Source organism: Arthrobacter sp. AFG7.2 (assembly GCF_002892835.1).
GTDB lineage: Bacteria > Actinomycetota > Actinomycetes > Actinomycetales > Micrococcaceae > Arthrobacter.
Map to the genome: position 1 here is coordinate 702205 of NZ_PJMB01000001.1, position 21387 is coordinate 723591.

The window sequence follows — 21387 nt, forward strand, 5'->3', positions numbered from 1 at the left end:
TGCTACACCGGGTTCCGGGCTGCGGCGTTTTGTGGTCCGCGCAGCACGCGGTGCAGGATTGTTGTTGCCCCCAACCTGGAGTTACAGATGCCGCACTTCCCCGCCCACAGGACCAGAAACTATGCAGTGGCAGCAGCCGCCCTGCTCGCTCTTACAGGTTGCGCTCCTGCCACGAGCCCGGCGCCGGCCACCAGCAGCACGGCAGCGAACGCGCTGCCAGGTTCCCACGTCCACGGAATAACGGTCAGCGGCGAAACCAGCCAGGTGCTCCTGGCCACTCACGACGGCCTCTTCGATGTGACCACCACCCCGGCCACCAAAATTGGTGAAACCAACGACCTGATGGGGTTCACTCCCGGGCCCTCTGACGGCATCTTCTACGCCTCCGGCCACCCCGGCCCGGGCTCGGACCTGCCGAACCCGATGGGCCTGCTCAGGTCCTCGGACGGCGGACAGACCTGGGAACAGCTTTCGCGGCAGGGGGAATCGGACTTCCACGCCCTGGCCGCCACAAAGTCGGGAATCGTGGCATTCGACGGAATCCTCAGGACCAGCGCGGACGGGAAAACATGGAACACAGTGGCCGCAGCTTTCGCGCCGGCCGTCCTCGCCGGACATCCGGACAGCAACACCGTCCTGGCAACCACTCCGGACGGAATCCAGCGCTCCACGGACGGCGGCACCACCTGGACGGCAGTGGACAATGGCCCGGTAATCCAGTTCGCAGCGTTCGCACACCCGGCTGAAGCGCTTGGCGTTGAACCGGACGGCACTGTCCACTACTCCCCGGATGCCGGCGGGACATGGACCAGGAAGGGCCGCATCGAGGCCGAGGTCATGGCGATTGGCGCCATCAAGGGTGAGGACGGCCGTCCCTGGCTGTGGGCCGCCACATCGGACGGGGTGGTGGTTTCAACGGACGGAGGGATGACCTTCCGGCCCGCCCAGGCGGACTGACGCTCAAGGGAACATAGCGGAAACAAAGGGAAAGCCCCTCCTAGGAGGGGCTTTCGATGTAGTGGTCAATGGTCATTCGGTAACGGTCAGCGGTGATGCATTCCCCCTTCCCGGACGCCCCCGGCGCCCATCCGGACTATGACAAGAACTCACTTTAATCACCTGCTGAGGGGCAGTAAAGGGGTTCTGCAAAGAAAAAATATTCGGCGGCAGGGGCAGGCCTACCGACGCACCGCCGCGTCCTCGTCGTCGGCGGCGATAAGGATGTTGCCTTCGCTGATGGATTCAGAGAGGACGTCGTGCTCAACAGCGGTTGCCAGGGCCTTCTCCTTGACGAAGAACAGTACGACGGCGGAGGTCAGCGCCAGGGGGACCATCCAGAGGAAGATGGGGGTCAGCGCGTCGTTGTAGGAGGAGATGATGAGGTTCCTGATCTCCGGGGGCATTGTGCTGACCAGGGCTGGAGTGAGGGAATTAGATCCGCCGGGGACGGCCCCACCGGGAGCGGCGGGCAGGCGCTGCGAGAGCAGCTCAGCGAGCCGGCCAGCGAACAGGCTGCCCACCACCGCTGAACCGAGGGTGGCGCCGATCTGGCGGAAGAAGTTGTTCGACGCCGTGGCGGTGCCCACTTCGCGGAGCGGGAACGAGTTCTGGACAACCAGAACCAGGATCTGCATGCTCAGGCCGAGGCCCAGTCCCATGACGGCGAGGTAGGCGCATATTTCCCAGAGCGGTTGCCCGGGCTTGAGGGTGGAGAGCAGCACCAGGGCAACCGCCACCAGCAGGCTTCCCGCGATGGGCATCCATTTGTACCGGCCGGTCTTGCTGACCAGCTGGCCGGACACTATGGAGGACACCAGGAGGGCACCCATCATGGGGATCATCAGCAGGCCGGATTCGGTGGCGTTAACACTGAAGGCCATCTGCAGGTAGGTGGGAAGGTAGCCGATTGCGCCGAACATTGCCACGCCGATCAGCAGGCCCGCGAACGTGGAGAGGTTGAAGTTCAGGTCCTTGAACAGGTGCAGCGGGATGATGGGTTCAGCTGTACGCCGCTCCACCAGGACAAAGGCGACGGCGCTGGCCAGGGTGCCGGCAATCAGGGCAAGGATGATGGGGTCTGACCATTCGTACTTGCCGCCGCCCCAGGTGGCGAAGAGCACCAGGCAGGTGGTGGCGATGGCCATCAGGACCATGCCGCCGAGGTCCAGCTTGGGTTTCCCGGAGTGCTTGGGCAGTTTGAGGAAGAACGCGGCACCGGCAAGGGCCAGCAGTCCCAGGGGAATGTTGATCCAGAAGACCCAGCGCCAGCCGGGACCTTCGGTGAACCAGCCGCCCAGCAGCGGCCCGGCCACGGAGGCAATGGCGAAGACGCCGCCCATCATGCCCATGTATTTTCCGCGCTCCCGGGGAGGGACGACGTCGGCAATCACCGCCTGCGAGAGGATCATCAGTCCGCCGCCGCCCAGGCCCTGGATCACGCGGGCTGTAATGAGCACGCCCATGCCGTTGGCCAGCGCGCCCACCACGGAGCCGATCATGAACAGCAGGATCGCTGCGATCAGGAGGGACTTGCGGCCCATCAGGTCACCGAGCTTCCCGTAGATGGGCATGCTGATGGTGGAGGTGAGAATGAACGCGGTGATCACCCAGAGCATGTCACTGACGCCGTTGAGTTCGCCCACGATGGTGGGCAGTGCGGTACTGAGGACCGTCTGGTTCAGTGCGGAGAGGAGCATCGAGAGCATGAGGCCTACGAAGAGCAGCACCATGTGCCGCCTCTGCGGCGCCTGCACCGCCCCGGGCCCGGATGGCGTGGTCATGAGAGTTTCCTTTGCAAGTGGTGAAAAAGAGCGACGGCGGGCGCCAGGTTCTCCGGCGTGAGTCCCGCGGCGGGGTCGAAGTCTTTGGATTTGGCCTTGAATTTGGCGGGGACGGCGGCCAGCATCACCAGCATGCGGGCGGTTTCGCCGGGGCTGAATCCTTCGGCGCCGGAGGACCAGGAAGGATCAGCGGCAAGGACGTCAGCTACTGCATCGCACACCAGGGCTTCGGCCTTGGCCATGTACTCCATCTGCCGCGCGAACAGGTGCGGGTACCGCTCCAGCAGCTGCCGCCGTCGGGCCCTGTCCGTGCCGCGGAGTGCGGAGCGGGCGACGGCGACAAGCACCAGCGTGACCTGCCCCAGGAAATCGTCCGCCCCAGTGAGTTTCGCGGCCTCGCCGGGCTCAAGGACCGGCTCGTGGAGGCCCAGGACAGCGTCCTCCTTGGCGGGGAAGTAGTTGAAGAATGTCCGGGGCGAGACGCCTGCGCTCTCCGCAATGGCTTCCACAGTTGCCTGGTCCAGCCCGCGTTCCTGCGCCAGGGAAGCCGCCGCCTCGTGGATCGCTGTCCAGGTTTCGACCTTTTTGCGCTCACGGAGCGAGGGCGAAGCAGAAGTGGGCATGCAAGTATTTTTGCACGACTGCAAATGTTGCACAACTGCAAATCAGTCCATGCAGTGAAGTCCCCTGCCGCTGTTGGCCGGGTGTTCAGCTTCTGTTTGCTTTCGGCTGATAAGCAGAACCGGTGGCCCCACCCCCAACGCTCCGTCCGCATCATGAAGCCGTCCACGTCCACGCTGGGTGATCTCGGCTTTGAGGCGATGGTCCTGCAGGGCGAGACGTCCTCGGGAGAGATTGAAGCCTTGTTCCGCGCAGACCGCGCACTCCGCGCCGTCGTCGTCAATGTCCGGGGAACGCTGAACCTGCTGACCCGGGACCACCTTGACCACCAGATGACCGGACGGCTGGGCTACGGGCGGGCGTTGAACGCCCGCGTCACGGCAGAGGCGCTGCTGCCATGCACCACTTTCAGCCTGCCGCCGTCGCTGGATCTTCGGGCAGCCGCCGCTGCCCTGCTGGACCGCCCCGAGGAGGGCAGGTACCAGGACCTGCTGGTCGTTCCCGGATCAGGTGCGCCGCGCGTCGTCCCGGTATGGCAGGTTTTCGAGGGCCTTTCCGATGTTTTCCGGCATGCCGCCCTCCACGACCCGCTGACAGGCCTGGCCAACAGGCTGGGGCTGGAGGAATCCGGGCAGGCCCTGCTGGGCGGCAGCGGAGCAACCCGGACGGCGGCGCTCTACGTGGACCTGGATGATTTTAAGGTCGTCAACAACACCTTCGGGCACAGGGCCGGTGACAGTGTGCTCACCACGTTTGCCACCCGGCTTGTGGCCTGCACCAGGCCGGTGGACAGGGTGGCGCGGCTGGGAGGGGACGAATTCGCCGTGCTCCTGACCGACGTCGATGAGTCCATCGCGCTAACCCTCGCGGACCGCATCCTCCACGTCCTGAATGAACCCTTCGCCCATGACGGCCATCTGCTGCGGATCTCCGCCACGCTGGGACTGGCCATGGGAAGTGACCTCGGCTCTGCAGGGCAGGACGCCGGCAGGCACCTCGAGGACCTGCTCCGCCAGGCGGACGCGGCGATGCTGCAGGCCAAACATGAAGGCAAGCGCAGGCTGGGCCGGATCGATCCAGCCCTGCCGGCCAGCCGTTTCGCCCGGCAGGCCCTGATCCGCCGCCGCCTGCCGCAGGCCCTGGGCAACGAAGGGTTCAGCCTCCATTACCAGCCGCTGATGGACATCCGCACCGGGCAGAGCCTGGCCGTGGAGGCGCTGCTGCGCTGGAAGGACCCGGAGCTTGGTGCCGTCTCCCCGGACGAGTTCATCCACATCGCCGAACACACCGGCCTGATTCACGCCGTTGGCTTGTGGGTCATCGATGAGGCTTGCGCCCAGGCCCGCCGCTGGCAGGACGCCGGTACCCCCAGGGCGGTGTCCGTCAACATCTCGCCGCTGCAGCTGGCAGCCGGGAACCTGGCCACAGACCTTCACGCAGCCCTGCAGCGGCATAGCGTGCCCGCGTCACTGCTGAACATCGAGATCACCGAAAGCACCGCGATTGTGGACCTCCCGGCTGCCGCGGCCCAGCTGCGCACCCTCATCAACTCCGGAATCGGCGTCTCCCTGGACGACTACGGGACGGCATATTCGTCCCTTGCGCTGCTGCGCGAGCTTCCCCTGACCGGGCTGAAGCTGGACAAGTCCTTCATCGATGCGGTGGACACCGATCCCACCTCCAGGATCCTGGTGGCCGGGGTCATGGCCTCGGCCAGGGCCCTGGGCCTCAGAACCACTGCGGAAGGAGTGGAACGGGAAACTCAACTGGCAGTTTTGAGGGAACTGGGCTGCGGCACTGCCCAGGGCTACCTCATCGCACGGCCGCTGCCTCCGGCTGAGCTCGCTCACTCCTGGCCGGCGCAAAACACTGCAGCCGGCAGCTGACAGGCCGCTGGCCGGGCTAGCGGGTCAGTGCGAAAGCGGCGACTGCCAGGACAACCAGCAGGAAGACGCCAAGGATGGCGAGCTTCCTGCTTCCTCCCTTGGCCGGCCCCGGCCCTCTTCTGCGTCCATGCTTGCGGTCGACTACATCTGCCATGCGCCGACTCTACGCAGCCCCGCATTGCCGGCACCCGCGTATCGCCTACTCGTTTTACTAAGCTTCCACCACTGGGGGCCCAGGCGGCGGGGCGGCAGTCCCAGCGCGCACGACGGCGGCGCGCACCGCCGTCGTACGCCTCACCCTGGCTGCTGCCCGCCAAAGTGGCCTAGGGCCAGGACTGGGATACGGGCACCAGCATTGCAACGGCGCCGGCGGCGGAAAGACCGGCGCGGAGGTGGTTCGCGGGCACCCAGGACCGCTGGAACCTGTTCCACTCCACGTCCGGGTTGCCCGGGCCGTGGGTCAGCAGCCTGCTGTTGCGGGGCACGTTGATGGCCATGGTGAGGGCCCAGCCCGCCAGGTAGGCAGCCGCGCCGGCCAGCCCCAGCGGCTGCTGGGAGGCACCGGTGACAGCAACAGCGCCGCAGGCTGCGGCGGTGCCAAAGAACAGTGCCATGAACGGAGGTTTCAAGGCCTGCTCATTGATGGCCATCATGGCGGCTACGGCTTCCCGGGGCGGCCGGTGCCGCAATGCAGGCATGGTCACCACGGAGAAGGCGATGTAGAAGCCGCCCACCAGGGCCGATCCGGTTCCCGCCATGAGGGGCAGCAGATTTTGTAACGAAGTTGATGGCATATCTCAAGGATGCCCTCCGGCGGATCGACACTGAATGCCGAAAACTCCGGAAACCATACGCTGCCGTCTACACTGGCAGGCGTGGATCCCCTCTCGCAGTTCCTCACGGGCCCGCGCGCCCAGGCAGCGTTCACGCTTCGCGTCACGATGGACCCGCCGTTCGCCATCGACGTTCAGGACCAGGCCGCCCTCACCGTCATTGCCGCCATCCAGGGAGGCGCGTGGATCATTGCTGCCGGAACGGACCCGCAATTCCTGGCGGCCGGACAGGCAGCGACGGTCCGGGGCCCCGCACCGTACGTGGTTGCGGATGCGCCGGACCGGGCCGCCACTGTTGTTATCGGCCCCGGCCAGTCCTGCCGTACTCCGGCCGGCGATCACGTGGACGTCACCATGTCCCATGGTGTCCGGAGCTGGGGCAACAGCCCTGACGGGGACACGGTCCTGCTCATCGGCACCTATCAGTCGTCCGCTGCGGCCGGGCAGTTGGCAGTCTCTGCCCTGCCTCCCCTGGCGGTCTTCGATACGCAGGAAACCGATCCCGCCCTCCTGGGCCTGATTGAGCGGGAGATGAGCCGGCCAGCGCCGGGCCAGGAAAGTGCGCTGGACCGGGCCCTGGACCTGCTGCTGCTTCACCTGGTGCGCGCCAGCGTGGACCGCGCGGACGCCGCAGGCCCCAGTTGGGCGACCGGCACCCGGGACCCCGTCGTTGCCCGGGCACTGGAGGTGCTGCACGCGGAACCTGCGTCGGCCTGGACTGTCGCAGAGCTTGCAAAGCGAGCACACGTCTCAAGGGCAACCATGGCCTCCCGGTTCCAAGCCGCCGTGGGGCAGCCGCCCATGACGTACCTGGCGGCGTGGCGCCTGGCACTGGCGGCAGACAGGCTTGCATCCAGCACCGCTACCACCGCTGCCATCGCGCAGGATGTGGGGTACAGCAGCGCGTTCGCGTTCAGCGCGGCGTTCTCCAGGGCCTACGGTGTCAGCCCCACCGGCTACCGCCGCGCAGCGGAAGTCTCCTGACCGCAGGCCTGAAAGTTCCCGGGCTGAAGCTGGGTGGGGCGGGGGCCGCAGGCGTACGCTGAGGGCATCACTGCGACCGTGGGGCGGAAACTGATGAAAGCCTTAGTCATTGGACTTGCCATTGCCGCCGTCGGCCTTTTTGTTCTGGGCCTCGCCGTCAACACGTTGGGGTTCCTCATAGGGGTGGCCCCGGTTTTGCTGGCCGCCGCTCTCGTCCTGCTGCTGCTGAGCCGGTTCCGGGGGCGGCGCATCCCCCGCTGACCTGGGCGACATATTGACTTTCGATAGAAACCGAACGACTCTTAACCTATGAGTATTGTAAGTCGATTGGTCATCCCGCTTCGGGTCCTGCTGGTGATGGTGTTCCTTGGGTTGCTGGTGGCCCAGGTCATGTCGTTCCCCGGCGAGTTTCTCTTTGAGGAGGGTTCGGAATCAGATCCGTGGCGATGGCCGCTGCTGCTGTTCTTTGAACTGGAAGCACTGTGCCTGCAGGTTGTGATTGTGTGCGTCTGGCGGCTGTTGACCCTGGTCCAGCGGGACCGGATCTTCACCCCGGCCTCGCTGCGGTGGGTGGACGTGATCATGTGGGCGTTCGTGGCGGCATGGCTGCTGCTGGCGGCCCTGGCAGGTTCCCTCGTCGCGTACATCTACTTCACGCCCGAACTGCGTGACCCCGGGACGCCTGCGCTGTTGATCGGCATCACGCTGATCGGTGCCGTGCTGGTTCTGCTGGTTGTGGTGATGCGGGAACTGCTGCGGCAGGCAACATCACTGCGGACGGACATGGAAGGGGTGATCTGATGGCCATCGTGGTTCGCATCGACGTGGAGCTGGCCAAGCGCAAGATGAGCGTGGGCGAGTTCGCCGAGCGCGTGGGGATCACCCCGGCCAACGTGGCGGTGCTGAAGAACGGCCGCGCAAAGGCCATCCGCTTCAGCACTTTGGACGCGATGTGCCGGGTCCTGGATTGCCAGGCGGGCGACCTGCTCGAGTGGGTGGCCGACGACGGCGATGCGGCGGAGAAGCCGTGAAATTGGTAGTCCCAGTCCTCATCACCGCGCTCGGCCTCGCCGCGTTCGTTCTGGGCGGCGCCGATGACTCTCCGGGCCTGCAGGGCATCGGGGTGGTGATCGTGGCCGGCGCGGCCGTCCTTTTCGTCCGGACCGTACGCCGGGATCACCACCGCCGATGAGCAGCAGCAGGCGGGGTTAGGCCTATCGCGACACCTTGAACCGGGATGCGGCGCGGCCGTGGCGGGTGGTCTTAAGCGTCCTCACGTTCCGGGTTTTCCAGCCGGAAGAAGTTGGACTGGGTTCCGTCGGCGCGTTGCTCCTGGTAGATGAAATTCAGGCGGCGGGCGACAAACGTATCGAACCATTCCTCCCAGCTGACCTGGCGCAGGTTGCTGTCCTTGTCGCGGAAGTCGATCCGCAGGACACCGAGGTGATCGCCGTGTTCGGTGCCTTCAACCGTCGCCGGTACGCCGCCGCGCTCTTCAGCCCACTGCCTGATGACCTCATGGTGAGTTGTTGCCAGGCTGCGGCCTTCACGTTCCGCCTCGTCATCGGTCGAGGTGATCTCCTGCGAATACTTCAGGGACTTGGACGAGGCATCGCCATGCCGGATCTTGCCACCCTCGGGGCCGGCGCCCAGGTCGTCCGGATCAGAGCCGGCATCCCCGTCACCTCCGCGTCCGTCACCGCTGGACCGGGCATTGGCCACTTCCTTCACCAGCTCCTCCTTGCGCATGCCGGAGGCGCCGGAGACGTTCTCATCCCGGGCCTCCTGGCGGAGCTCGTCCACCTTCATCTTCCGCAGCTCGGTTTCGCTCACGTCCGGGGTGTTAGGGGTCTGGTTACCGGGCTCGTTGCTCATGGCAGTTCCTCTCCTCGCAGGACCGACAAGATAATAAGGCTACTTACTGTCTAGTCCGTGCCGGGTGCGCCGTCAAGCACCTCCACCCACCCGAGCCGGAACCACAGCAACAGCCATCGCAAGCCTGCGGGAATCCGCAGACTTCAGGCATTTGCCCTTTCCTGCGCTGCCCGGGTTCGTAGGATGCAACCATGCAGAACGGGTTCAGGAACGTGCAGGTGGTTGTAGCTCCCCTTCCGGGCAGGAGAAGTGATGGTTCCCAAGGAATCTGAAATCCGGGCACTCGCGGCTGTGGTGGACCGGCTGGCTCAGCGCTTCCCTGATCACCCGCGGTCATTCATCGAGGACGTCGTGGCCTACGAACACGGCCTTTTTGAGGACGGCCGGGTTCGGGACTACATCCCCATCCTCGTTGAGCGGGCCGCAAAGCTCCGGCTTGCTTCGCCGGCAATCCTGAACCCGCAGGTGGGCGCAGTCAGTGCTCCCGGCGGGTCTCCTGTAAACGCTTGATGAACCAGCGCGACTGTTCCGGGCCATACGGCAACACCGGAATGGCCTTGGTGGCATCGCTCGGGGTGTCCCTGATCGGGCTCCATAGCTTGGCTCCGAGGAAAACGACGCAGCCGAAGCCCTTCACTTGCAGGGAGAAATCCGAGTAACCACCTATGGAAAGACAGGTAGTGCCAGTTAGGTCGAAAGGCGGCTATGGCAACGTAGGCTGACATCACCGTCCCTCAATTACAGTTGCTCGATCATTAAATCTGGGGATATTGCTTTGGCGCTCCTCCACAAGCCGTGCCAGCCATCATGTGTCCTCTGTAGATCGTCGTCCAAAATCGGCTATAGCTAGGAGAGCCGGTATACCTTCGATGCGAGCCATTCCTAAGTCGCTCGCCTAAGGAATGCGCTATGCTCCCTCAGTTCCGACTTTGTCTTGCGTCGTTGCTCGTCTTGGCGACTTTAGGCGCGCCGACTTTGATCAATCCCGGACTCAGGACAGCGACTGCCGTAACGGGTTCCAGTACATCCACGTCGCTGCCGGTGGTTGAAACTGACAGCTTCCCCACCGGCTCCGGCGACGTGGCCGATGACCCGGCGATCTGGGTGGACACGGCGAACCCGGGCAACAGTGTGGTCATCGTGGATAACAAGGCGGACTCCGGCGGCGGCCTCGGCGTGTTCGACATGAAGGGCAAGCTGATCCACTTCAAGCAGGACGGGAAGATGGGTAACGTCGACCTGCGCGGGGGCTTCATGCTCGCCGGGAGGCCGACGGTCCTGGTCGGAACCAACAACCGCTCCAACAACACCATCGCCCTGTACGCCTACGACACAGTGACCAGAACCCTGTCCTCAGTCCATGCGCGAAGCATCTCCACAGTTTCACGGAACTACGGCTTTTGCATGTACCACAGCCCGGTGAGCGGCAAGTTCTACGCCTTCGTCACCCCTTACTCAGGCGGCGACCTCCAGCAGTTCGAGTTGTTCGATAACGGGGCAGGCAAGGTGGATGCCAGGCTTGTCCGTACGCTCTCGGTCAGCAGCATCACGGAGGGCTGTGTTGCCGATGACGGGCTGGCCAACTTCTACGCCGCCCAGGAAGACGTGGGCATTTTGAAGTACGGGGCGGAGCCGGGCGCCGGCAGCACCCCGGTGGCCGTCAATAAGGTGGGCGATGGAAACCTGGCGGCCGACGTGGAAGGTCTGGGCATCGCCTACGGCCCCAACGGCACCGGGCACCTGTTCGCGTCGAGCCAAGGCGATGACACGTTCCTGGTTTACGACCGCGCTGGCAACAACCCGTTCCTCAAGAAATTCTCGGTGGGCGCTAACGGTTCAATTGACATTACGACGCACTCGGATGGGCTTGACGTGACCACCGGGAACGCAGGGCCGGGCTTTGAGTCGGGGCTGCTGGTTGTACACGATGAGGTCAACTCTGGAGGCTCTACCTCCAACCAGAGGTATGTACCGCTGAGCTCGGTCCTCGGGTAACCACAACCGCCGCACCTAAGCTCTGTCAGTGCTCCCGGCGGGTCTCCTGTAAACGCTTGATGAACCGGCGGGACTGCTCCGGGCCGTAAGGCAGCACCGGGATGGCCTTGGTGGCATCACTCGGGGTGTCCCGGATGGACTGGCGTGCCTGGCGGACGGCGGTGGTCATGGTGTTGGCCATGGTCTTGACGAACTGGTCGCTGCACGGCTTGCCGTGCCCTGGAATCAGGTACTCGTAGCGATGGCGCAGCCCTGAGATGTGCCGGAGCGCGTCCGCCCACTCCTCCGGGTAAGAGTCCTCGAAGGACGGGTGGGCCCCCTGCTCCACGAGGTCGCCCACGAACAGGCTCGTGGCAGTGCCTACCACTAGGTCGCCGTCCGTGTGCCCCCGGCCCAGGTAGAACAGGGTTGCGGTGAGCCCGCCCAGGTCAACCAGCACAGGCTGGTCCTTCACGATCGCGTTGGGGACCACGAGTTCCACGTTGCGGCCTTCGCCGGCGGCCATCTCCGGTTCCAGAGTTCCAACAAAGCGGCGCTGCAGATCCCCGTGTTCCTCGATTTCCGTGGCGCAGTTCTCGTGGGCCCAGAATTCGGTGACGCCGGCTTCGGCAAATACGGCGTTGCCGAAGAAGTGGTCGTAGTGCGCGTGGGTGTTCACGACGACGAGCGGCAGCTGGGTCTTTTCGCGTACGGCGTCCAGGATCTCCCGGCCCTGCCGTGGCCCGCAGCCGGTATCGATCACCATGGCCCGCTCGGATCCCACCACCAGTCCGGTGTTCAGCAGCGATCCTTCGGTGACCAGCACATAGTTGTCCGCGCCGACTTCGAGCCATTCCGACATTGTTTCTCCGTACCTCCGGCAAAGCAGTGTTCGTTCGTCCAGGCCTCGATTCTAACCAGCAGTACCTGCGGTTACCGGGAGGCAGCCACCGGGCAGGTGCTTCAAATTCCGCCGCCACGCGCCTCACCGGAGAAGTACGACGGCGGCACGCGGCCGCCGTCGTTCGCTTACGTCCCGGAGGAACGGGTTTCGACGCACAAACCATCCCTGCACTGGGTCGCCACTCATAAGTTGGGTATTTTCCACCCATGACGGCAGGTTGATCCGGCTATAAACTGAAGCAAAGCCGTTAAGGGCCATTCATTTGTATGGCGTCCTGGCGACACACCTCGGTTCCGGCGCCAAGCCGCGCCGATGCTCGTCCGTCAATGACGGTTATCTTCCGCAAGGCCGCACTCATAACAGACTTCGCTCCCCCACAGGAGGAACCAATGCGGTTCCCAACAGTAATATCCCGGCGATTCCCAGGGCAACCTTCGGCCTCAGGCACGGAAGAAACCACCACCAGAGTGCGCAAGTTTCGCCTGGGTGCAACATTCTTTCCTCTGTCCCGGCGGCGAGCGGCCATCAGCAGCACAATTTTGGTCGCGCTCACGGTGCTCGGCAACATCCCGGCGTCCGCGGGAAAAGTGATCTCCACAATCCCGGTCGGGCCGAACCCTGTAGGTGTCGCCATCGCCCCGGACGGGTCGAAAGCCTACGTGGCCAACCAGGGCTCCGACACAGTGTCAGTCCTCGACGTGGCGTCCAGAACAGTAACCTCCGCTATCCGTTTCGGTGATGCCCCAACATCCGTTGCCTTCACCCCGGACGGGTCGAAAGCCTACGTCACAAACCAACTTTCCGGCACGGTTTCGGTCGTCGATGTGGCGTCCGGAGGGGTGGCCTCCACCATTCGGGTTGGTGACGGCGCGTACGATGTTGCGTTCACGCCTGACGGGTCAAAAGCGTACGTCACCAACAATCGTTCCTACACGGTCTCAGTTATCAACGCGGCCTCCGGAACGGTGACCTCCACAATCCCGCTCAGGACGATCCCGATGAATGTTGCGTTCACCCCGGACGGGTCAAAGGCCTATGTCACCGGCGGCGGTGTAGAGGTCATCGATGTGGCTTCTGGAACGGTGACCTCCTCAGTAATGGCCGGAGAAAATCCCTTCGGCATTGCGTTCACCCCGGACGGTTCGAAGGCCTTTGTCACCAACTACGGGTCAAGTGGCACGCACACGGTATCGGTCATTGGTGTGGCCTCCGGAACAGTGACCGCCACGATCCCGGTCGGGTCTGGCCCGATGAACGTAGCAATCGCCCGGGATGGGGCGACTGCTTACGTCACGAACTACTTTTCCAACACGGTGTCGGTCATCGATGTCGTGTCCGGCACAGTGGCCTCCACAATCTCGGTGGGAGAGGGCCCGGTCGGTGTTGCCCTCACGCCGAATGGGTCTGCAGCCTACGTAACGAACAACGTTTCCAGCGTGGTTTCGGTCATCACGGTTGAGTCGGCTCCGGCGGGTTAGAAGTCTGGATCCAGCACAGCGGTCTCTCCAGGATGTGATGGCCAGGCGCAGGTCCTGCCTGATAAACCACCGCTGACGGTTCAGGACGTTCTTTTGCAGCAACGGGAAGAACGATTCCATCGCGGAATTGTCCCTGCACGCACCGACCCTGCCCATCGTCCTGTGAACACCGACTAGAAGCCGTGGTCCCTGCACAAGCTCTGGACCCTGTTCTCCCCCGCCACGATGCCCATCCCCGGGTCAACAAAACCGGGGGCTGCCCCTAACTTATCCAGCCGGCCGGGATCCGCTGTCAGTCTGAAGTACACCTCCGACGGGCTTGAAGTTCCAGGTGTAGGAACCGTCCGGGAACAGTGACATCAGCAGATGGCCATATGTGTCAGCAAAGCGCCTCTGGATGTACGACGGTGAATCGAGGAACGACCGCAGCGGTTCCCTCCCGCCGGTTGAAACCTGAAACTGTTGCATCCCGTCACCCACACACTGGTCCGTGTTGTCTACCGGGCATGACCGTTCATAGTTGTGCTGGGAACCGGACAGCAGTAACCGGACCTTGTACTTCCAAAACACGTCGATCCAAGGCTTCACCTTCGTTTCGCGGGTATGCGATGAAGTAGTAGAGGTGAAATACGGGTCGTGATACATCACAGCCAGGTGCTTGCCCTGCGCCTTAGCAGCTGCCAGATCTGCATCGATCTCGGCCGTCATGGCCTGTGCCCGCGTAGCGTTGTACCGCCATGCTGCCGTCGGCGCGTGGAGAACATGCCAGTTGCCTTGATCGAATGAGTACCATTCCAAAGCGTCCACATACCTGTTCAAATGGGTGTTCGTGGCGCTCTTGGTCGTGTTCCCGGCGCACTGCCCGTTCATGTACTTACCGATGTCGTTGAATCCAACGGTCAGATCTACGTCGTGGCCCGGCCCAGCCGCCCAGTATGTCTTCGGCAGCACGCCGCCCCAGACCTTTTGCCAGTAGTTCACGAGGTTCGCGCACGTGCCCCAGTCATACTGAAAGTCACCCAGACCGAGGAAGTGGTCGATCGTTCCGCCGTTCATGCCGTTCAAAATCGCTGTGGCATTGGCGCCGCTGTGCGTGGCCATGGATGTGTTGCCGGGGGTGTTCATGTCACCCACCGCCGCGATGTCCCAACCACCCTCGCTGGGGGTTGGCGTGGGTGTGGGCGTTGGCGAAGTAGCGGCGGTGGTGAAGCTGAAGGGAGCAGATTTGTACTCTGCACCGCCGACGAAAGCACCGACGGTGAACGTATACGCCGTTCCCGGTTGAAGGTTCACCACCGTTTCACTTGTACTGGTGTCGTCCTCGCCCGCTATCGCTACACCGTTGATGTAGTGCCGGTACAGGGTTGCGTTCGGCACTGCGTCCCAAAGGAACCGGGCGGTATGTTGGAGATCCAAGGCGTAGTCAGGATCAAGGCGGATATTTTTCGGCGCGTTAGCAGGCGCTGTCGACGTCGGTGTCGGCGTGGGCGTTGCTGTCTGCGTTGATGTCGGGGTTGGCGTGGGCGTCGGGGCCGCGCCTGCAGTTGAGAAGCTGAAGGGAGCAGACTTGTACTCTGCACCGCCGACAAAAGCACCCACCACGAACGTGTACGCAGTTGCTGGCTGGAGGTTCCGGATCGTTTCACTTGCACCCGTGTCATCCTCGCCCGCTACAGCCACACCGTTGATGTAGTGCCGGTACAGGGTTGCGTTCGGCACTGCATCCCAAAGGAACCGGGCGGTGTGCTCAAGATCCGTGGTGTAAGCAGGATCCAGGCGGATATTCCTCGGCGCGTTAGCCGGAACTGTCGGAGTCGGAGTGGGCGTCGCTGTCTGCGTCGGGGTTGGCGTGGGCGTCACTGTCTGCGTCGGAGTCGGCGAGGGCGTCACTGTCTGCGTCGGAGTCGGCGTGGGCGTCGCCGTCTGCGTCGGAGTCGGAGTCGGCGTGGGGGTTGGCGTGGGCGTCGGGGCCGCGCCTGCAGTTGTGAAGCTGAAGGGAGCAGACTTGTACTCTGCACCGCCGACAAAAGCACCCACCGCGAACGTGTAGGCAGTTGCTGGCTGGAGGTTCCGGATCGTTTCACTTGCACCCGTGTCATCCTCGCCCGCTACAGCCACACCGTTGATGTAGTGCCGGTACAGGGTTGCGTTCGGCACTGGGTCCCATAGGAACCGGGCGGTGTGCTCAAGATCCGTGGTGTAAGCAGGATCCAAGCGGATATTCTTCGGCGCGTTAGCCGGCGCTGTCGACGTCGGTGTAAGTGTGGGCGTCGCCGTCGGAGTCGGCGTCACTGTCTGCGTCGGAGTCGGTGTCGGCGTCGGCGTGGGCGTCGCTGTCGGCGTCGGCGTCGGCGTCGGCGTCGGCGTGGAGGGCTCGTAAACGATAACAAGTTGGGGGCGCTGCGTTGATTCTCGAGACGCCAGGTTTCCCTTCACCCCTGCAGTTGTGTTGATCCCGAAACTAACCTTGCCAGAAGTGGCAATGGCATTCGTTGGCAATGACGCGCTGGCATATTGCTTCGAGCGGAGAGTGCCCGTCCTGCCCAGTTCAGCTGTTTGCCAAAGCGGCTGGTTTTCTGCTGTTACGGTCGTCTCAACCCAATCGTTAGAGGAGGGGTGTACGATCAAGCGCCCATTCAACGAAGTATTTGAATACAGTTTGAGATTTACGCTGGTGATACTACTGCCTACCGGGAGCGAAACATCGAACCGCAGCAGTACGCGATAGCTGCTCTCCGAGACGGACAAAGACGTCGCGCTGCCGTAATTGCTGGTGGGCGCTGAGGTCGATACATAGCTGTCCGCCTCCGGGTTTAGGGTGACAGTAGTCGGGGCGGCGTCCGCCATCCAAAGCGCGGAATTAACTAAAGCAAAAGTGCCTATCATTGCCACGGCCAACAACGAGGCAAGCAAAAGCCGGAAGTTACGGAGCATGGCGTATTCCTCTGCAAACCCCCTCGAAAACGGGTGGCTCGCGGTGGGGACTAGACCGACTGGCTCAGCTCCAGCCGCCTCGGAGACGACTAATTACAGATAGAAAGCGAGCGCTGCGGCAAGCCGTGAAGCGACGCCAGTTGCATTCAGAACCCACATAAACGGCTTCGTGTATTTGCCATCTATATCTGGCTGCGTCCCAGCACAGCCAATAATTCGAGTATCCTCTGAGCGTTGGGACGGGGTCAATGGGTGGCACCCCCCTTTTCTCCCCGGATCACGGCCTCAGATCACCAGGGGGTCAAAGGCACGGGTTTCCAGCAACACCCCTGCGGCCCAATTCCTCTGAGCCAGTTAGGAATCGGGGAATTTTTTCGCTCCGGGACGCCGTGCGAGATGGCGAAGCTCAGACAGCTTCCCGGCGCCACGAGACACCCCACCCTCCTAGATTGGAACCTTTTCACCTCGGGCCAGCGCAAAAGCTACTTCGGGCGATAGTGCCCTCACCACCCAATGCCGACTGCCCACTCGAACGGATCGGCTCCCAACTGGCGCTGTGACAATCTCACAGGTGGCGGGGTGGACGCGTCGTGTGGATTCCCAAGCAGAAATGATCTGTAGTGGATAAAACCACCAGTCCTAAAAAGATGTACGACGGCGGCACGCGGGCCGCCGTCGTATGCCTCACCGTCCCGGGAGGATGGTTGCCCCTCAGCTGAAAGAGGGGTTGGGTCAGACTGACATCAAGTGAGCGAAAGCTGGGATTAGAGCCCGTATCCCGGCCATTTCAGTCAAACTCGTGCCGATCCACATCGTTTTGTCCCACTACCAGGTCCGCCTCGGACCGAGTGCGAATACCATTTCGAGAGCTGCACATATCGCAACTGCCCACGAACTGGTGAGGGCAACCAGAGTCCTGGCCGTCGGCATCCGGCAAAGTTACATGCATTGTGTTTCCTAGGGTCCAGACGTAGGCGCCTTTGCCTACGCCACCAATAAAAAGACGCCGATTACGGCGAAAACGGGCAAACCCTTCGTTTGCTTCCATGGCCAGTTGCGGCCCTTGTTCCAGCGGGCAAAACCTCGTGCTGTCCTCCGACTTTAGACAGCCCCCACCCTTGGCATCCGGGTAATCCAGTACTTGTCTTTGTGTACTCACGTACTTGTTTGAGCGTCCGCCGCTTCGGCTTGAGATGTATCTCCTAACCTGAACGCCCAAATGCAACGCTGCCGGCGCTATGCCCGCATGAATCGGGGTGGATCCGCGGCTCCAGACATTGCAAAGCTGACCTGCCCGTCCGTGGAGCAGACCCTATCAGCCAGCGCCCTACCGCCGATCGTACAAACGGGTCATGCGGCACTCAGACTAATTGCCTCTGCCGTGAACGGCCTGGTGTGTGATGGCCAGGTCGGCTTGATGGTCTTGATGAACTGTCGCTACACGGCTTCCCGCACCCGGGGATCAGGAACTCGTAGCGGTGGGCAGCGTTGAGATGTGCCCGAGCACATCCGCCGGCTCCTCCGGGTACGAGTCTATGAAAAATGGGTGGCGCCCTACTTCACACGACGACCACGAACTGCGCAAGCGGAAACACCACATGAATATCTTTGAGCATTTGTGAAGCGGCAGAGGATAATGGCGTGCATAGCTCGCAAAGGGCTCCATGCGTTAGGAGGTGTGCACAGCGGGCCAGCAGGTTCCCAGGCAGGCGGATCAATTGATAACGCTTTCGCTCATATCGCTGAGGCTTACACCCCAGGACGCGCAGGCGCCAAAACCCACTTACCTGGAGAAGCGCGACAGGCACTCCCCAGTTGTGTATAACGAAGCACGACCACTCTGAAGACAGTGAGGCACCCAGATTATGCTCTCGTTTCAGGCATACTTCACCATGAATGCGAGTAGTTCCCAGTGACGTTGAGAATACTATTGGCATCTGCAGGTCGAAGGAACTACCTCGTAGAGTGGTTTAAAAGAGCGCTGGCCGCCGAAGATGTGCCAGGGCAAATACTGGTGGGCGACTGCAGCCCCGATGTTCCCGCTCAATACTCCTCAGACGGACTCATTTTGCTACCCCGGGTTAACGACCCGAACTATGGCCAAGAAATTGCGTTACTCTGCCAAGAACACGCAATCGACCTGGCACTTAGCCTAAATGACTACGAGAATTCGTTATGGTCTGAACTCGGGCTTGCGCGAATATCCGGCCCCACAAAGTTCATCTGCCTGCCCCCAGCAGTTCAAACCGTGCTTGAAGATAAGCTTTTGACATATTATGCACTGGCAGCTGCCGGACTAAACGTTCCCTTGACTGTTTCCGCTTTTGACATTCTCTACGGCTCTAAAAGCGCATCAGCACTAGGAGAGCGGATAATAATTAAAAACCGTTACGGCAGCGGTTCATTTGGTTTACTGCTTTCAAATATCGGTGACCTTTCCCGCGACTTGGAAACATCTTTGGCAAGAGTTCGCGACGTACGGGGAAGAGAAGTCCTCCGCCGCGAGCAGGCAGCACACGCGGTAGTCCTTCAGCGTTACGTTAGAGGACGCGAGTATGGGGTTGATGTAATCAACGACTTTCATGCTGATTTTGCCGGAGTGTTGGCTAGAAAGAAAATCGTGATGCGAGATGGAGAGACAGCCTCTGCAACAACAGTTAGCGCGGCGGAATTTGAAGATACAGCCCGCGCTCTGGCGCACTTCGCACAGCATCGCGGACTCATGGATACAGATATTATTTGCGATGACGAAGGAAAACAATGGCTCATCGATGTCAACCCGCGATTTGGGGGCGGATATCCTTTTAGCCACTTTGCTGGGGCCGACGTGCCACGTGCATATGTTCGCTGGGCCGAAGGAAAATCTGTCGCGACTGAGGACTTGCTATCTTATACTGCAGGCGTTACGTCGCATAAAACATTTTCTATTGTAGGAGAGCGCTCTTGATACCCGGTTCGCTTTAATTCTTCGCGGTAGGTTGTACCAGATGACAGTTGCAGGCGAGGGACGCGGATACTTTCCAGCCAGGCTAAAACGGCATTGTTTGAGTGTTCATTGGCGGCTCCAGGCTTGTCCTGGCAAAAGTCCGTTCAGCGCCTTTAAAGGTGTGTGGATCCCAATGATTCAGGGAGAGTTCATCCGGGAAAAGGGGCGGCGCGACTGTATGGCTAATCTTGGGATGAATCGGTCGTTCATCTGTTTCGCCAGTCCCGACGAGCTCTTCATGCAGCTTTTCACCATGCCGGAGGCCGGTAATCGAGATACTGATATCTCGACCGGACTTTGCAATCATTCGTTCGGCCACATCTAAGATTCGAACGGGCTCCCCCATGTCCAGGATAAGTACTTCCCCGGGGGAACCTATCGCTCCTGCTTGGACAACCAGCTGGCAAGCCTCCGGGATGGTCATGAAGTAACGAGTCACGTCTGGGTGCGTCAAGGTCAATGGACCCCCCGCCTCAATTTGCGCCTTGAACGTCGGCAGCATGGAGCCGCGACTGCCTATGACGTTGCCGAAGCGCACTGACAAGTATGCTCTCTTTGTGTCGTTGGCGAACCATGCCGTCAATCTCTCACCCAACCTTTTTGAGTAACCAAGCACACTTGTTGGATTTGCCGCCTTGTCCGTGGAGATGTTGACGAAAGTTTCAACACCTGCCGCCTTAGCGGCTTGGAGAACATTAAGGGTTCCGAGGACATTTGTCTGCCAGGCTTCGTGAGGGTACTGCTCCAGCATAGGTAGGTGCTTAAGCGCAGCAGCGTGGAACACTACCTCAGGTCGCCTCTGCAAAAATATGTCGTGAATGGACTTTTCATCACGGATGTCAGCAAGGACCACTTCGTCTGTATCCAGCAAGCCGTGGCCCGCAATCGAAATTTGCGTTCCCTGCAAACCTGTTTCGTCCCGATCCAGCATGATCACTTCGGCGGGCGCAAATCGCGTGATGACACGGCAAAGCTCGGACCCTATGGAGCCGCCTGCGCCTGTTACTAAAACTCGCTTGTTTGTGATGAACCCTGCGATTGAATCTAATTCCGTGTCAACAGCGTGGCGGCCAATCAGGTCGTCAATAGACACTTCCCGCAAGTCGCCGAGGCCAGTACGGCCTTCGAGGATGTCAGCGAGCGGGGGCAGGACAAGAAGCCGGAGGCCGGCAGCATCCGCACAATCGGAAACCTCCCTCAGCAGTTCGGCATTCGCTCGCGCTATTGCAAAAACAAGTACTTTAGCCCGAGTGTCATTTGCCACCCGTCGCAGTTGAGCCCGTCCACCAAGAACCGGAACCCTTTCCAAGCGGAACTTCCGAAGCCGAGGATTGTCATCAACGATGCCCACGGGGCGGAACGGTGAGTATCTGTCAGTGTTCATCTGCTGGATGACATGTTGCCCCAGGTGCCCCGCGCCATACACGAGAGCGGGAGTGGCAGATACCCCAGGACGCTGGCGTCGATCGGTGAGCCCTCTATGTATCAGACGCGCACCCCCCATCAGTACAAAAGCAACAAGCAGCCCGATGCACGGCGCGCTCCGCGGAAAATCGTCAGATGCCGGAGCTAAGAGTCTGACGACCGTGAGGACCACGCCCACGGTCGCTACCACCAGCATGAGGTTTAGGGCATCATGTCGCGAACCATAGGGGTGGAAAAACCTGTATAGGCCGAACGCCCATCCAAATAGGGCTTGTAGTACGACGGCCAGAAGGATCGCCATGACAAGAAATGACGGCCTGATTCTCGTTGGGTCGAAATCGAGTCGGAGCAAAGTGCCGATTGGGAGGGCAGTCGCCCAGATCCCTGCGTCAACGACATACTCTTTCCAGCGGAATACCTGCCCTGCCTGCGGCCGGATGTTAGTGTGGTCCATTCGAATTCGCTCGAGGATCCGACCTCGAATGAACTCGATGCTGGGAGCAAATTTCGGCGTTTGAACGCCGCCGAAGTTTCCGATCATGCCTGGTTCCAAAATAACTTCATTAGATACCACTGCCTATTCCAAAACTGGCGTGCATAAATGTGGCGAGTTTCGCAGGGGCAGAGCCGACCTCACGAAGCTTTATACTGAAACGCTACTTCGCCGCGTACACTCGGAACCACCGTAGAAAGTACTCGACTGCGCC

At 61.6% G+C, this 21387-nt stretch carries 19 protein-coding genes and 2 pseudogenes; 11 read left to right on the forward strand and 10 right to left on the reverse strand.

Annotation, left to right across the window (positions count from 1 at the left end):
* The first annotated feature begins 87 nt into the window (after nucleotides 1–87).
* Complete coding sequence (locus tag CXX84_RS03350; protein ID WP_102975265.1) at nucleotides 88–957, forward strand: F510_1955 family glycosylhydrolase; 870 nt, start codon at nucleotides 88–90, stop codon at nucleotides 955–957.
* Between the two features lie 221 nt (nucleotides 958–1178).
* Here CXX84_RS03350 and CXX84_RS03355 read toward each other — a convergent pair whose 3' ends face one another.
* Together CXX84_RS03355 and CXX84_RS03360 are read right to left on the reverse strand one after the other, a co-directional pair.
* Nucleotides 1179–2780, reverse strand: coding sequence for an MDR family MFS transporter (locus tag CXX84_RS03355; RefSeq protein ID WP_102975266.1), 1602 nt, complete (start codon nucleotides 2778–2780; stop codon nucleotides 1179–1181).
* Nucleotides 2777–3403 carry a TetR family transcriptional regulator gene (locus CXX84_RS03360; RefSeq protein WP_102975267.1) on the reverse strand — a complete coding sequence of 209 codons (627 nt, stop codon included), beginning with the start codon at nucleotides 3401–3403 and terminating at the stop codon, nucleotides 2777–2779. Before CXX84_RS03360 ends, CXX84_RS03355 begins: the two co-directional genes overlap by 4 nt.
* A 153-nt stretch (nucleotides 3404–3556) precedes the next feature.
* Here CXX84_RS03360 and CXX84_RS03365 point away from each other — a divergent pair, with 153 nt between their 5' ends.
* On the forward strand, nucleotides 3557–5287 hold the full coding sequence (locus CXX84_RS03365; RefSeq protein ID WP_189337463.1) for a putative bifunctional diguanylate cyclase/phosphodiesterase: 1731 nt from the start codon (nucleotides 3557–3559) through the stop codon (nucleotides 5285–5287).
* A 16-nt stretch (nucleotides 5288–5303) separates the two neighbouring features.
* On the opposite strand, the gene CXX84_RS19050 is transcribed toward CXX84_RS03365, so the two are convergent.
* Nucleotides 5304–5441, reverse strand: coding sequence for a hypothetical protein (locus tag CXX84_RS19050; RefSeq protein WP_189337464.1), 138 nt, complete (start codon nucleotides 5439–5441; stop codon nucleotides 5304–5306).
* A gap of 169 nt (nucleotides 5442–5610) precedes the next feature.
* A complete protein-coding gene (locus CXX84_RS03370) occupies nucleotides 5611–6045 on the reverse strand; it encodes a DUF1772 domain-containing protein (protein ID WP_223252934.1) in 435 nt (144 codons plus the stop codon).
* Between the two features lie 117 nt (nucleotides 6046–6162).
* On the opposite strand from CXX84_RS03370, the gene CXX84_RS03375 reads away from it, so the two are divergent.
* From CXX84_RS03375 to CXX84_RS19060, 5 genes are all read left to right on the forward strand, one after another.
* Nucleotides 6163–7104, forward strand: a complete 942-nt coding sequence (locus CXX84_RS03375; protein ID WP_189337465.1) for an AraC family transcriptional regulator — start codon at nucleotides 6163–6165, stop codon at nucleotides 7102–7104.
* Between the two features lie 93 nt (nucleotides 7105–7197).
* On the forward strand, nucleotides 7198–7365 hold the full coding sequence (locus CXX84_RS19055; RefSeq protein ID WP_189337466.1) for a hypothetical protein: 168 nt from the start codon (nucleotides 7198–7200) through the stop codon (nucleotides 7363–7365).
* Between the two features lie 48 nt (nucleotides 7366–7413).
* Nucleotides 7414–7905, forward strand: a complete 492-nt coding sequence (locus tag CXX84_RS03385) for a DUF2975 domain-containing protein (RefSeq protein WP_102975272.1) — start codon at nucleotides 7414–7416, stop codon at nucleotides 7903–7905.
* Complete coding sequence (locus CXX84_RS03390) at nucleotides 7905–8135, forward strand: helix-turn-helix domain-containing protein (RefSeq protein WP_102975273.1); 231 nt, start codon at nucleotides 7905–7907, stop codon at nucleotides 8133–8135. Before CXX84_RS03385 ends, CXX84_RS03390 begins: the two co-directional genes overlap by 1 nt.
* Nucleotides 8132–8296, forward strand: a complete 165-nt coding sequence (locus tag CXX84_RS19060) for a hypothetical protein (protein ID WP_189337467.1) — start codon at nucleotides 8132–8134, stop codon at nucleotides 8294–8296. The genes CXX84_RS03390 and CXX84_RS19060 overlap by 4 nt, the downstream gene beginning before the upstream one ends.
* A gap of 71 nt (nucleotides 8297–8367) precedes the next feature.
* On the opposite strand, the gene CXX84_RS03395 is transcribed toward CXX84_RS19060, so the two are convergent.
* The gene (locus CXX84_RS03395) at nucleotides 8368–8979 is read right to left on the reverse strand and encodes a Rho termination factor N-terminal domain-containing protein (RefSeq protein ID WP_102975274.1); all 612 of its coding nucleotides are present in this window, start codon (nucleotides 8977–8979) and stop codon (nucleotides 8368–8370) included.
* Between the two features lie 252 nt (nucleotides 8980–9231).
* Here CXX84_RS03395 and CXX84_RS03400 point away from each other — a divergent pair, with 252 nt between their 5' ends.
* Nucleotides 9232–9489, forward strand: coding sequence for a three-helix bundle dimerization domain-containing protein (locus CXX84_RS03400; RefSeq protein ID WP_223252935.1), 258 nt, complete (start codon nucleotides 9232–9234; stop codon nucleotides 9487–9489).
* Here the strand turns inward: CXX84_RS03400 and CXX84_RS19235 are convergent.
* A pseudogene (locus CXX84_RS19235) lies at nucleotides 9455–9565 on the reverse strand (MBL fold metallo-hydrolase); the annotation flags it as partial. The gene CXX84_RS03400 and the pseudogene CXX84_RS19235 sit on opposite strands and share 35 nt — an antisense overlap.
* 389 nt (nucleotides 9566–9954) lie before the next feature.
* Between CXX84_RS19235 and CXX84_RS03410 the strand changes: the two are divergent.
* Nucleotides 9955–10974, forward strand: a complete 1020-nt coding sequence (locus CXX84_RS03410; protein ID WP_189337468.1) for a phytase — start codon at nucleotides 9955–9957, stop codon at nucleotides 10972–10974.
* A 25-nt stretch (nucleotides 10975–10999) separates the two neighbouring features.
* Here the strand turns inward: CXX84_RS03410 and CXX84_RS03415 are convergent, their stop codons facing one another.
* Entirely contained in the window at nucleotides 11000–11815 is an 816-nt protein-coding gene (locus tag CXX84_RS03415; protein ID WP_102975276.1) for an MBL fold metallo-hydrolase, read from the reverse strand.
* A gap of 629 nt (nucleotides 11816–12444) precedes the next feature.
* Here CXX84_RS03415 and CXX84_RS03420 point away from each other — a divergent pair.
* Nucleotides 12445–13335: a beta-propeller fold lactonase family protein gene (locus CXX84_RS03420; RefSeq protein WP_223252936.1), complete on the forward strand. Its 891-nt coding sequence runs from the start codon at nucleotides 12445–12447 to the stop codon at nucleotides 13333–13335.
* A gap of 18 nt (nucleotides 13336–13353) precedes the next feature.
* Here the strand turns inward: CXX84_RS03420 and CXX84_RS03425 are convergent.
* A pseudogene (locus CXX84_RS03425) lies at nucleotides 13354–13506 on the reverse strand (IS3 family transposase); the annotation flags it as partial.
* 96 nt (nucleotides 13507–13602) lie between these two features.
* The gene (locus CXX84_RS18930) at nucleotides 13603–16269 is read right to left on the reverse strand and encodes a DNRLRE domain-containing protein (RefSeq protein WP_146031812.1); all 2667 of its coding nucleotides are present in this window, start codon (nucleotides 16267–16269) and stop codon (nucleotides 13603–13605) included.
* A gap of 1912 nt (nucleotides 16270–18181) precedes the next feature.
* Here CXX84_RS18930 and CXX84_RS03450 point away from each other — a divergent pair.
* Nucleotides 18182–19216 (forward strand): ATP-grasp domain-containing protein, encoded by a 1035-nt coding sequence (locus CXX84_RS03450; RefSeq protein WP_102975281.1) that lies wholly within the window; start codon nucleotides 18182–18184, stop codon nucleotides 19214–19216.
* Between the two features lie 82 nt (nucleotides 19217–19298).
* On the opposite strand, the gene CXX84_RS03455 is transcribed toward CXX84_RS03450, so the two are convergent.
* Nucleotides 19299–21254 (reverse strand): polysaccharide biosynthesis protein, encoded by a 1956-nt coding sequence (locus CXX84_RS03455; protein ID WP_223252937.1) that lies wholly within the window; start codon nucleotides 21252–21254, stop codon nucleotides 19299–19301.
* Nucleotides 21255–21387: the final 133 nt, after the last annotated feature.